We start from the raw sequence: 12,934 nt of genomic DNA on the forward strand, positions 1-12,934 counted from the left end.
AAGCTTATTCTCTATTTGGCTTTAAAAGCTCCTAATAACTTAATTTGTTTGGAAACCCGTTGAATACTCCAACGCTTGCGGGAATTGATCCGGCTGTTTGGATCATTGACTTTTAGTTTTCCATCTTTGGTTAAACCAGTTAAGACAATATAATGTCCAGCTTTCGTAAAGTCACCCTTTTTCACATTGGCAATTAACACATAATGGGCTTTTAAATATTCCTTGATCGTCCTTGGATCAGAGGCAATATCTCTTTCCGTAAGGCCGAAGTGTGCCCCCGCATTTTCCATAAACGTCCAGCGTGTCCCCACACCCTGTTCATAATAGCCATGCTGGTAAGACCACTTTGACATCTTATAAGGATCCATATCTGTTTTACCCGTCAGACCGCTGTAAACCATACTCATACACGTCGGACCACATGTCTTAGTCGCAAAGAAGCCGTCAGCATAATCCCGATAGCCCCAGCGTTTATCCCATTGGATAAATAAAGGAATCTTTCCTTTTGTCACTTCTGATTTGATGGAGATCTTCTGATTATTATAGTAATCAGCATCTTTTTTATAATCGACAACAAACGATGTCGTCTCTGGATATTTCTCCATGAATTCGACTAATTCTTCAGGATATTTCAACGCCCGCAGCTGCGCGGCCGTATATGTTTTCTTGACCGTCTTTTTCACGATTTTTTTAACCACCGGTTTCTTCACCGGAACCTTCTCAACAGCAAAAGGCCTTACGGTTGCAAGGGTTACAGTACAAAGCGCAAAGACAATATAAGATATTAACATTGTCAGACGACGTTTATTTACCCGTCTTAATACTTTTTTGTTCATAGCCTGCACCTCGCCTTCCATTTTATCATTTTTTACAAATAAGTAAAAACAATTGCCTTAAATTTAAGTTTTCACACATTTTACGTTAATTAGCTGTAATCAAGATTCTCACAAAACATTCTCTAGACGATCCTATTTTTTCTTTTTCAAATTACCAACAACCCCATGAACGCCATGAGCGATAGCATCACCTAAGTCTTTAGCTGATTCACTCGCATTTTGTTTGACCTGCTGAGCGTTTCTCGCAACGTATTCTCCGGCATTGCCAGCAGCCTTTCCAAAGTTATTACCAACATGAACCATATTCTTAACTAGCTGCTGACTCGCATCATTTACGGCTTGTCCGGTCTTCTTGCTAAAATCCTGGATATTCTTACCAGTTTTGATGCCGGCATTTTTAACATTTTGAACAGCATCGCCAGTCATATCAAAGGCTTTCTTACTATGATCAAAAATAAACTGCGCGACATCATTTTGTTTTTTCGCAATGACGTCATCATCGCCATTAATATAGTAACGAATCGCCGCATTACCAACCGTCATAGTTCCCTGGCCGGCAACAATTGCATTAATAAAAGTACTTGTTTTGTATAAACTTTGTAATAATTTTGTTGATTCCTGAACAATCGCTCGTAAAACAAAGGCATTTCCTACGACACCACCAATATTAAAGACAAATTTCACTGCTTCACTTACAGTAAGATCTTCGCCGCTGATATAGGCTATTAAAACAACAAGAACTGCCTGTATAGTCGTTAAAATATAAATATCGCTGATCGGTAAAGATGCAGCGGCTACACCCGCTGAAATACCCCCAAAAATTTGTGCCATTCTTAACGCTGTATCTTTCACTACTTTATCCACCATAATTGCCTGCTTGAAACATTTTTTGGCATCTTCATCAGTAATCGCCGTCAGACAGGTTTCTTTCAGCTTCTCAATATTCCAACGTCCATCGTAAACCATTTGTAATTGACTTCTTTCATGATGAGAAAGCTTATTAATCTGAGAAACATCTTTTTCCCAGTCAATGGTGCTGCAGACAGGAATAATAGCCCTATAGATCAGATGTTCTGCCTCAATTATAGATTCTATTTCCGATACAAAAGCATAAATGTTGCTAATCTTGTCCTGTGTATATTGACCATTTTCTGATCCTTTCATTGGCGGCATAATATCACACTTATTAACCACCACAATGACTGGTACATGAAGACCAGTCATTTTTTTATATTTATCTTCCAGCTTTTTTAATAATGCTGCATCTTGATCAACATGATCTCTTTGACTGCAGACGGTCACAAAAAGAATTAAATCTGGTTTAAACTTGATCAAATCCTCTTCTAACTGCTGCTCAGCGAAAATATTATTCATCGCTTTTGATTCCGCAAAGCCTCGCGTATCCATAATTTGCATAATATCATTGCCTGCATCATCACTTAGCATATAAAGATCATTAATCGTACATGATTTGATATTGCTTACCTCAGCCAGATAAGAACCTCGCATCGCATTGATGAGGGAACTCTTACCGCTACCCGTACGTCCTAACATAAATAATCTCGCCGGTCTTCTGCTTTCAATATCTTTAATCAGTTCTTTTAATGCTTCATCACCAACAATTTTTTCTTTGATAAATTTTCTGACATCTTCAGGAATCGCATCTGGTAAGGCATCCACTACCATATCTACTTTCTCGTACATGTTTTTCACATTCATCAGTCGCTTGTTTAATTCACCTAAATTACCTTTCATAACTAGAAATCTCCTTATCGTTTTTTATTATGATTCTTTTTTATGTCTTGATCATGAATGCATACGAAAAGGGCCCGTAGGCCCCTGGATGATGCATTTAACTATAGATGTAGAGCGGAGTATTGCCGGTGCCAATTATCTTTTTATCTTTCATTTCAGCGACATAATAAATGGCATGTTCGTCTAACTTATAGTAGATATTCAATGTTTCAATATTACTGAGTTTCACCCCGTTCTCTTTTAGATCATCCTTGACTCGGCGTTCGATCTCATCACTGGTGATGTTGTTGAACGCGTATTGAATTTCAACATTTGTTTTCACAAAGCACCACTCCTTCGTTACTCATATTATATATCTTAGAATATCAAATAGAAAGCAAAACAGTACATTTATCTCAAAAAGTCATCAATATCACACATATTGTTTTACGATTATCGAAATATTCGAAATAATCCTTTTAAGAAAAAGAAGTAAGCCGTATTTGCTTACTTCTTGATCGTAATGGATTTAACAGCTGACCAATTGCCGCTATATTTGCCATATTGCGCGCGGACTTTGACAGAGTAGTATTTCTTCTTTTTTAAACGATATAAGTTTTTGTTTGTTACACTGCTTGTGGTATATTTCCATTTTCCGCCTTTGACTTTATAAGCCACCTGATATTTAGAGGCATTTGTCACCTTAGCCCATTTCACCATCAGTTTTCCTTTTGGAACATTGACTAATGACGAAAGTGACGCTTTTCCTAAAGTGAGCTTCGGCTCAGCGGATGTAATTTGTGAACCATCAAGCTGCGCTGTCTGCGTGCGAATCCCCGTTTTTTCGAAGGTTGGTTTAGTCGTAATAACGCCAGTGTTATAAACAGGCGTGGTAATAAGGGTTAACGCTTCATTATTGGTGTAATCTCCATGGCCGACATAACGTTCAGAAGATGTAAAGACCTGTTTACATTGAGGATCATAATCATAATTAATCGTCATCGTATCCCCATTCAACGATAAGGTATGCGCATAGGCATTATTGGAAGGCTGATCAACTCCTACCATAAAGAGCAGATCATTATTTGTCCCAGCAACATCATCACTGTTGGTTAAATCGACAAGGTAGTTTCTCTTGTCTGGCATATGCACTAAGTTCCACATATGGGCTACTCTTGACGACGTGTTCGTTGACAGTTCGACATAGCCAGTCACAGTATAAGCTTTAATCGCAGGATTTTGCCATTTTGTAAGATCACATAAATAGGCAAAAGCTTTAGAGTATCCTTCACAAACCACGTTCGTTTTCGGATCCCCATCAAAAACGGAAATCAGATTCCAAGGATCACTATGATGATTGGTCTGTCCGGCTTTCATCGCCTGATCATCATAAGTAACCAAATCACAGATTTCATTACGATAGTTCACTAATTTATTATAATCACTGACATTGGCATTTTCTGAGACAATGCGATGAATATTATTGATCGCATTGTTGGCGCGAGCGCGCGCTTTAGCACTGATCTTATAGTTGGATCCATATTCTTTCGCCACCGGCAAATCTAACATCATATAACCGCTATGACTTGTTAAACGGATGGTATTCCCCTGAATCTTCGCATAGAGGCTATATTTGTATGAAGCATCAAATGGATAATTCCCACTATAGTAATCAAACCAGTACGTATCAAAAGGATCTTCTAAATAAATCTGATCGAAAGCTTTTAAAAAGTTTACGCCTAAATGAGAAAACATCTTTTGTTGGGTCGTTGGCGTCACATTGCCCTTTTTATCCGTAAAGGAAGAAACCCCTAACTGTTTCTTGGTCATTTTCTTACTTAAACCAATCTGTTTTAAATTCAGTTTGATTTTAGTGGAATTGGTTTGCCCATTCGCAATCTTCTTCATGCCTTTTAAGATTTCATTATACAGTTTCTTAGTGTTACCCGTGAGAACTGTTGCACTGCGGGCTCTTTTCTTTGGGCCACTGATACCAATTAATGGCTGTGTTGTCTGACTTTCCTGAGCCGCTACACTTGGGACACTGCTGAAAATAAGCATCGCACTCAAAGTGAGGCCGCAAAGTTGTTTCTTAATCATAAATAATCTCTCCTTCGTTAAGACTATTTTAGCTTAACTAATTTAATTATACCTGAAAGAAAATCGAATACAACAAAAAAGGACGTATAAACGTCCTAAGCAGTTGTATCACCCATCTCATTGGTGATTTTACAGCCATTCTGTTCGAGCGTATAGAGAGCTTTGGTGAAATGTTCTTCTTTTAAGAAGATATAATCCATGTTGACATCAGAGGTCATAATAATCGGAATGCCCGCTTCATCAAGCACTGATGAAATAGTCGACAAGGCCCCGGCATTACAGGTATACAAAGTATCCGCAAATTTAAATCCCTTCCAGCCATCTTCTCTTAAGATCGTATGTTCTGGGGTATAGTCCATCGGACAAATTAAAGTCATATTTTCTTTTGAGACAGATAAAAATGTATACGGCTGACTAAAGTCAACTTCACTAGGATCAGCGATGGTCGAAACACTCATCAGATCCGGTATCAGATTAATATTCATCATTGCTCCTCCTTTTTAATAAAATAGTTCTCGCAATTCATTCGGGTTATCAGTAATCGCAAAAGCACTTTCTCGGCTGATCTTGCCCGCGCGAATCAGCTTTGCTAACGACGCATTCAGTGTTTCCATGCCGACTTTAGCGCCAGTTTGAATCATTGAATTGATCTGATGACCCTTATTTTCACGAATCAGATTGGAAATAGCTTCATTGACAATCATAATTTCCGTCGCGGCAACGCGGCCATTGGTATCGACGCGCGGCAGCAGCGTCTGGGTGACAACAGCTTTTAGCACCCCGGCTAACTGGACACGGACCTGAGCCTGCTGGTGATTCGGGAAAACGTCGATAATACGGTCGATCGTTTTCGCAGCCCCGATCGTATGTAAGGTCGAAAAGACTAAGTGACCCGTTTCGGCTAAGGTAATCGTTGCCTGAATCGTTTCAAAGTCACGCATTTCTCCCACTAATACAACATCCGGGTCTTCACGCATCGCACTACGCAAAGCGGTCGCAAAGCTATCAACATCATGGCCGATCTCACGCTGATGGATCAACGCCTTATCTTCATGATACAGGTATTCGACTGGATCTTCAATCGTTAAAATATGACAAGGACGCGTATGATTGATTTCATCAATCATCGCAGCTAAGGTTGTTGACTTCCCGCTCCCGGTTGGACCGGTTAATAAAACGAGGCCACGCGGTTCTTTGGTAAAGGAAGAAAGCACGCTTGGCAGTCCTAATTCATCCAAGGTACGAATATTTTCATAGATGACACGGATCGCCGCCGATAAAGCACCCTGTTGAGCATAGACGTTGACACGGTAACGGAAGCTGCTTTCAACATAGACAAAGTCTAAGTCTTCCTGTCTTTCTAAACGACTGGTATCTTCTTTTTCAATTAAAGTGCGGATCATTTCTTTCGTCTGCTCAGCAGTGAAAGTCATATTGGGGAAAGGCATCAGTTTCCCATCTAAACGGGTTAAAACCTGACCTTTTTCATCAATATGAACATCGGAGAAATTGGAAAAACGGGCTTTTTCGAGGACCTGATCTAAAATATTCATAACTATTACTCCTCATAATAAGATACACGTTTTAATTCTTCCATCGTCGTGACACCCTCTTCGACTAATTTTTCGGTTGCTTCAAAAAGAGTTTCATAATGCTGGGAAGATTTCGCATAGGCTTTTAAATCGTCTAACTGGGCATTCTGAGCGATCATCCGTTTTAAATGCCGATCGATGGTGACGATTTCATGCACCGCTACACGGCCTAAATAGCCCGTATTATTACACATATTACAGCCGACAGCTGTCGGCACGGCGGTAATCTTTTTCGTTAACAGTTTTGCATCATTTGCGCTTGGCGCGACTAACTGTCCACAGTAAGGACAGACCTTACGGACTAATCGCTGGGCGACAACACCAACTAAAGAAGAGGCGACTAAGTATGGTTCAACGCCCATATCTTCTAATCGGATGACGGTTGATAACGAATCATTGGTATGCAGCGTGGAGACAACTAAATGCCCGGTAATAGCGGAACGGACAGAAATATCCGCCGTTTCATTATCACGGGTTTCACCAACCATGATAATATCCGGGTCCTGTCGTAAGATCGCTCGTAAGCCGGCTTCAAAAGTCATCCCCGCCTGGTTGTTGACCTGCATCTGATTGATATGTTCTAACTGCTCTTCAACAGGATCTTCAATCGTTGTAATATTAACCGGTCTTTTCGCTAAGGATTTCATAATCATATACAGCGTTGTTGTTTTCCCGGAGCCAGTTGGGCCAGTGACATAGATGATGCCATTAGGCATTTCCATCATATGTTTCATCTTTTCATAGTTTTCTGGTGTCATCCCAAAAGTATCAGAGTGATCAATCGTGGCATTGGTATTTAAATAACGCATAACGACTTTTTCACCATGAACAGTTGGAATCGTTGAGACACGTAAGTTTAAAGACTGACCATTAATTGTCGTGACAATATGGCCATCCTGAGGCACCCGCCGTTCACTGATATCCATATTCGCCATAATTTTAATACGAACGATCAGCGGCGGATGAATCTTAGCCTTTAAACGCAAAGCTTCGATTAAGGAACCATCAATACGCATGCGGACAATGGTTTCTTCTTCGAAAGGTTCAATATGAATATCGGAAACTTTATCACGATAACCGCGAATCAATAAGGAATTGATCAGTTTTACAACCGGGGTATCATCTTCATCCGCATTGTAAAGATCTTCTTCATCAAGGGCATACATATCCGCATTTTCATTAATATCTTCAGCGGCGGTTTTCGAGTTGATTTCTGAATAATAGTAATCAATGGCATTAGAGATATCCTCTTTTAAGGCAATGTTGATGGTGAGATGCTTATTGGTCACCATGCGGATATCTTCGATGCCGTAATAGTTTAATGGATCGGATGTCGCAATCGTTAAGTCATTGCCATCTTCACTGCGATCAATCGCAATCATGTTATATTTACGAGCTAATTCTTCTGGAATTTCTTCTACCGCTTCAACTTTCACATTATAAGTTTCCAGAGAAATGAGCGGGTAGCCTAGCTTTTCTGATAACACCGCCGCAATCTGCTCTTCTGTCACGAAGCCTAAATCTACCAAGTGCTCCCCAATCTTTTTCGAGCGATCGTTTTTCTGCGCATCCAGGGCAACTTTTAACTGATCCTCGGTGATATAGCCATCTTCAACCAAGGTATCCCCTAATCTTAAGTTCTTCATAAAGGACTCCTTTCTTAATTATAGTAATATAATTTGTATTTTTTCTTATTCAGCTTTGTATGATCAATACTTAAATCATACGTCTCTTCACCGGTTGGTAACCGTTTATCAATACTGTTTTTTAAATCAATCGATAACAATTTGAGCGACTGACGCATACTGTAGCTGCGCCCTTTCTTAGTAATCGTTAAGGTAAAATCGATACGTGATTTCGAGCGGATATAGCCCACGTAAGTCATCGCCACCTGACGATCCTCAAACCATTCTGCTTTAAAAATTGGATGTTTGTCTTTATAGAGAATACCATTTTGGATATAAAGACAATGCCAATCATGCTTTTTATTAGGCCGATGTCTGTTATTGGTGACATCATGGGCATAGACCATCTCTCCTCGCATAAAGGCAAAGATCTTGCGACAGTCTTTCTCTAAAGGATCCTGATTTTCATGCATCACCTCTAAAGCATTCTGGTGAAGCTTATAGCCAGCGAAAAAGATGATGATCAAAAGCAGGACAAGAGCCCCAATGGTAATGATTTTTTCTCTTCTTTTCTGACTCATAAACCCTCCCAATGAAAAGAATATGGTGACTCACCATATTACTTTTTAATCATATATACCGCGAACTGAATGGTGAAGCTATCTTCACTCTTCGTATCGCTAGATGTCGATGCCGGGGTATAACTTAATCCCGTCACCCCAACACTTTTCGTATCACCTTCGATATTTTGTAGTAAATCACTGACCTGATCAATTTTCCCATTGACTGTTACATCGACATATTTCGTGACCAGTTTCGCATTTGTAGAACTCGCTGCTTGAGTGTTGGTGCTCGTCGTAGAAGATGATGAAGATGAACTGTTTGTCGTGTTATTACTGCTTGAAACATCATCCTGCGCGTCAGAAATCGTTAAATTCGTTGGCGTTAAGTTTGCGGATTTGATTTCATCCGTGAACATTTCAGAAATCTTTTCATTCTTAAGAACTTTATAATACTTCTTCGTTAAAGATTTGTATGTCTGCGTTTGCGCCGCCAACTGACTAGGCGCATTTTGATACTGCGTTAACTGAGATTTTAATTCCGCTAAGGTTGTTTCCTTCTGAGAAAGCAGATTCTTTTGTTTGCGATAGTTTTCTAAACTTGGCTTGATCGCAAAGAACCAGCCTGCCATCACCAATAAGAAAACGAGTAAAATATAAAGTAACTGTTTCTCTCTTTTCGAGAGAGCACTATACACTTCTTTCATGTTCTCGCCTCCTTACTTTAATACCATTGTCACGGTAAAGGTATATACTGTTTCTGTCTGCGTCGTTACATTTGCGGCAGTGGACTTATTGCTACTTACTGTATTGCTAGTAGTATCGGTATTGCTTGTTGCATCAACCGTATTTTGCGACTGCGTATAACCGGCATAATTAATATTTTTATAAAGCTTCGAGCTGCGTAAATCACTGACAAACATCGTAATATCATCAGGATCTTCAGCGCTGCCCTGTAATGTTAAAGTGGAAGTCGAAGACGTTTCCGTAGGCTGGGTGAAGCTTAAAGAAGTAATATCAATACCATTATCATCACAGAAGCCTACAATTTTATTAAGTTTCGTGGAAGACATCGAAACATAATTACTAATCTTGCGATTGATTTCATTCATTGCACTGACCGCTTCCTGCATCGTCTTGAGTTCACTGTAAGACTGTTGATCCGTCGCTTCAATAGCGGCTTTGGTCGTGCCAATCTTTGTATTGATATCACTGATTTGTTTTTGAGTATTAGAGGTTACAAAGAATAAAGCGCCACAGGTGATCGCGATCACTAATAAGATACTTAATGGCGCCGCAATCAGCTTTAAGAGATCATATCTATGAGGATCTTTGAGAGAGTCTTCATAGGCTTTTAAAATATCAAGTTGTTTATTTTTAATTCCACTCATATTTTACGCTCCTATCAGATATCCCAAAGTATATAAGTAATGATTCAAACCAATGACTTCGTTATTGACCGCATAAACAGCTCTTGGCGTCGGTAATAACTTAGCCTCTAAATCCATTAAGTTGGTAATGCGCTCAAAGATCTTTTCGCCTTGGGCACGCGTAATGCCAGTAAAGTAGATATTACTAAATGGGGCATTGTTCTGTGAGGAAGAGGCAAACTGCTGGAGCTGTGACACCGCTCTGGTAATATCGCCAGAAAAAGCATCGGCATCTTCAGGATCCGAGAATAAACGGTTACGCGTCGTCATGACATAGTTCCCGTTGGCAAAAACGGAGGAAGTAATGTTATTGCCATCAACGCTCATAATCGCATAAGAAGCATCAATTAAGCCAGGAATATATTCCTTGAGCTTAATAAGAACATCAACAGAAATATCAATGAATTCAATAGCAATTTCCATTTCTTCAAAGAGCTGTAAATAGCTTTCTAAGAAGCCTTTTTCAATCGCCATCCCCAAAATGCGGGATGACCCTTTAACTTCTTCGTTTTCTCCTAAATATGCATAATCATAAATCAATGTATCTTCCCCATCATATAAGCCTGATAATTCGCCCTGGAGATACTCTAAGATCTGCTTATGTCGCAATTTTGGAATGACTATCTGCTTGGTAATAATCTTATTAGAATCTAAGATTAAGGTACAGGCATCAAGCTGATATTTGCTTTTTAATGACTGCAAAGCGGTTTTAATGGACGCATCATCAATGATCACCCCATTGATCATCGCCCCTTCTTCAATATTTATTTTTTCAAACGCGTCGACTCGCACGGCATCACGTTTCCGCTCGCCGGCAAGAAATTCCACGTTGGTATTTGTGATATAGATTACATTCGCCAAAACGTTTTCCCCCTATCCGCCTAGACTGTTGTATAAACTGTATAGTGGCAGCATGACTGATAAAATAACACTGCCAATCATGAACCCTAAAATAATAATCATCGCTGGCTGTAAGACTGCGACTAACTGTTCGGTTGCGATTTCCGCTTCGAAATCGAAGTCACTGGCAATCGAATCTAACATTGTATCTAATCGCCCCGCTTCTTCCCCAATAAAAACCGAAGAAGAAAGCTTTGGATCAAAGCCTTTGACACGATCCATCGCAGCGCTTAAAGTGGCGCCGGAACGAACATCATTAATGACATCATCGAACTGCGCTTCGATAAAGGTATTATTGACAGTTCGGCGCGCTAAACGCAAACTCGTTAATAACGAAACGCCAGAAGTATAGAGTGATGATAATGAGCGGGCAAAACGTGCCGTATAAATGATTTGTGTTAAATGAGAAATCTTTGGAATAGAAACTTTAACGCGATCCCACTGGTATTTCACTTGAGGAATCCGTAAAGCTAAATTCACTAAAGCGATAATCGATAAAATAATAATGATAAACCAATACCAGGAATGAATCATAAATCTTGATAATCCAAACATAAACTTCGTAATAGCTGGAATTGGATAACCATTAAAGACATCGAAGAAACGTGGCAGGATTACCGTAAAAACAACGACCATTACGATTAAAGTCACGACCAGCAAAATGATTGGATACATCATTGCGGCCTGTACTTTTTTTGATAAACGATTGTCTCTGGTATACTGATCGGCTAACTTAAGGAATGTCGTATCCATCGCCCCGCTCGCTTCCGCCGCTTTCACCATATTGATCATCAGCGGCGGGAAGACTTCTCCCTGCAGCTCTAAAGCGCGTGACATCTGATAGCCCTGTTGTAATGATATATAAATCTGACGATAAATTTTCTTTAATTTTTTATTTGGCTCACGGCGGACAACAATTGAAACAGCCGAAATGAGGGAAATCCCTGAATTGAGCATGGTCCCCATCTGTCGACATAAATCGGCGATATCGGTCGCTTTAAGCTGACGATGTTTATAAGCATCAACCACTTCTTTACAGCTGATGAGATAAAGTGCATCATTGCTTAATGAAGCTCTTAAAGCCGCCTCATTTTCAGCTTCCCGTGACCCACGAACGCGTTTCGAATGAATATCCATTGCATAATACTTATATGTCGCCATGAATCAAACCTCCCTTTTGTGGTCATTATACAATAATTAGCGCTAAGATGAAATAAAAAGGTCATATTTGAGAGGTAAGAATCTCAAATATGATCCTCTTAGAGACCGTATAATGCTAAATAAGTATGCAAGAGCTGACTGCCATACAGTAAAGCAATAAAGCATCCTGCTGATAAAAATGGGCCAAAGGCCATATGAGCCTGTAATTTCGTATTTTTGGTGGCTAATAAGATAATCGCATATATGCCAGCACTGATAATAGCAATAAAAGTGCCAACAAGAACGTTCACTGTCCCTAGTAAGAAGCCAAGCATGGCAATGAGTTTGATATCACCGCCGCCAAAAGCCCCTTCTTTAATATAGCATAAGCCAAGCATCGGCGCAGAGACAATAAAGAAGCCGATCACGCGTGAAACAAGTGAAACAGTCGGATCAATGAAGGCAAAGAGAATCGCCATGATCCCTGTCGCCACAACTAACTGATTAGGAATCTCCATCGTATCAATATCAATAAAGGTAACAGCAATGAGAATTTCCGCTAAGATAAAGGATGCAATTGTCATTAGACTAAGTCCATAATGGTAAAAACATAAACAGCCTAATAAGCCGCCAACAATTTCTAAGAGCCAGCCGCGTATACCGATCTTCGCCCCGCAGTAATGACATTTTCCGCGATAAATAACATAAGAAATAACCGGAATCAGATCATACCACTTTAACTGTGTCCCGCAGCTATCACAGCGGGAACGGCCTTTAGAAATAGGAATACCTAATGGTAAACGATAAATCACGACATTAATAAAAGATGCAATACAAGCCCCAAAGACAAAGGCATAAATATATAAGAACGTAATAACTGACATAATGATTTCCCCTTTGATACTCCCATTATAGGCGAAAAGATGTCATATGAAAATATAAAAATTCACAGGCGTTCGGTGAATTGTTAAGAGATCTTTTGGAAATGACGAATAACCACTGTTAAATTTTTTTAGG

Annotated in this window: 13 protein-coding genes; all 13 read right to left on the reverse strand. The window is 39.7% G+C overall.

What is annotated here, in order from left to right; translation table 11 throughout:
• Window positions 1-11: 11 nt before the first annotated feature.
• The 13 genes from SG0102_RS08490 to SG0102_RS08550 all read right to left on the reverse strand — a co-directional run bounded on the left by SG0102_RS08490 (window position 12) and on the right by SG0102_RS08550 (window position 12,801).
• Window positions 12-836 (reverse strand): C39 family peptidase, encoded by an 825-nt coding sequence (locus tag SG0102_RS08490; protein WP_157983007.1) that lies wholly within the window; start codon window positions 834-836, stop codon window positions 12-14.
• A 132-nt stretch (window positions 837-968) separates the two neighbouring features.
• Complete coding sequence (locus SG0102_RS08495) at window positions 969-2,591, reverse strand: GTPase (protein ID WP_125119548.1); 1,623 nt, start codon at window positions 2,589-2,591, stop codon at window positions 969-971.
• Window positions 2,592-2,688: 97 nt separating this feature from the next.
• Entirely contained in the window at window positions 2,689-2,913 is a 225-nt protein-coding gene (locus SG0102_RS08500; RefSeq protein WP_125119549.1) for a DUF6465 family protein, read from the reverse strand.
• 164 nt (window positions 2,914-3,077) lie between these two features.
• Entirely contained in the window at window positions 3,078-4,670 is a 1,593-nt protein-coding gene (locus tag SG0102_RS15705) for a hypothetical protein (protein WP_125119550.1), read from the reverse strand.
• A gap of 95 nt (window positions 4,671-4,765) precedes the next feature.
• Window positions 4,766-5,158, reverse strand: a complete 393-nt coding sequence (locus SG0102_RS08510; protein ID WP_125119551.1) for an ACT domain-containing protein — start codon at window positions 5,156-5,158, stop codon at window positions 4,766-4,768.
• A gap of 12 nt (window positions 5,159-5,170) precedes the next feature.
• Window positions 5,171-6,223: a type IV pilus twitching motility protein PilT gene (locus SG0102_RS08515; RefSeq protein WP_125119552.1), complete on the reverse strand. Its 1,053-nt coding sequence runs from the start codon at window positions 6,221-6,223 to the stop codon at window positions 5,171-5,173.
• A 5-nt stretch (window positions 6,224-6,228) separates the two neighbouring features.
• Window positions 6,229-7,908 carry a GspE/PulE family protein gene (locus tag SG0102_RS08520; protein ID WP_125119553.1) on the reverse strand — a complete coding sequence of 560 codons (1,680 nt, stop codon included), beginning with the start codon at window positions 7,906-7,908 and terminating at the stop codon, window positions 6,229-6,231.
• 14 nt (window positions 7,909-7,922) lie between these two features.
• Entirely contained in the window at window positions 7,923-8,468 is a 546-nt protein-coding gene (locus SG0102_RS08525; RefSeq protein ID WP_125119554.1) for a hypothetical protein, read from the reverse strand.
• A 38-nt stretch (window positions 8,469-8,506) separates the two neighbouring features.
• Window positions 8,507-9,154: a type II secretion system protein GspM gene (gene gspM / locus SG0102_RS08530; RefSeq protein WP_125119555.1), complete on the reverse strand. Its 648-nt coding sequence runs from the start codon at window positions 9,152-9,154 to the stop codon at window positions 8,507-8,509.
• Window positions 9,155-9,166: 12 nt separating this feature from the next.
• On the reverse strand, window positions 9,167-9,838 hold the full coding sequence (locus SG0102_RS08535) for a hypothetical protein (protein WP_125119556.1): 672 nt from the start codon (window positions 9,836-9,838) through the stop codon (window positions 9,167-9,169).
• A 3-nt stretch (window positions 9,839-9,841) separates the two neighbouring features.
• Window positions 9,842-10,738, reverse strand: coding sequence for a type IV pilus biogenesis protein PilM (pilM, locus tag SG0102_RS08540; RefSeq protein ID WP_125119557.1), 897 nt, complete (start codon window positions 10,736-10,738; stop codon window positions 9,842-9,844).
• A gap of 12 nt (window positions 10,739-10,750) precedes the next feature.
• The gene (locus SG0102_RS08545; protein WP_125119558.1) at window positions 10,751-11,938 is read right to left on the reverse strand and encodes a type II secretion system F family protein; all 1,188 of its coding nucleotides are present in this window, start codon (window positions 11,936-11,938) and stop codon (window positions 10,751-10,753) included.
• A gap of 98 nt (window positions 11,939-12,036) precedes the next feature.
• A complete protein-coding gene (locus SG0102_RS08550; RefSeq protein ID WP_125119559.1) occupies window positions 12,037-12,801 on the reverse strand; it encodes a prepilin peptidase in 765 nt (254 codons plus the stop codon).
• Window positions 12,802-12,934: the final 133 nt, after the last annotated feature.

It is taken from the genome of Intestinibaculum porci, assembly GCF_003925875.1.
Taxonomy (GTDB): domain Bacteria; phylum Bacillota_I; class Bacilli_A; order Erysipelotrichales; family Coprobacillaceae; genus Intestinibaculum; species Intestinibaculum porci.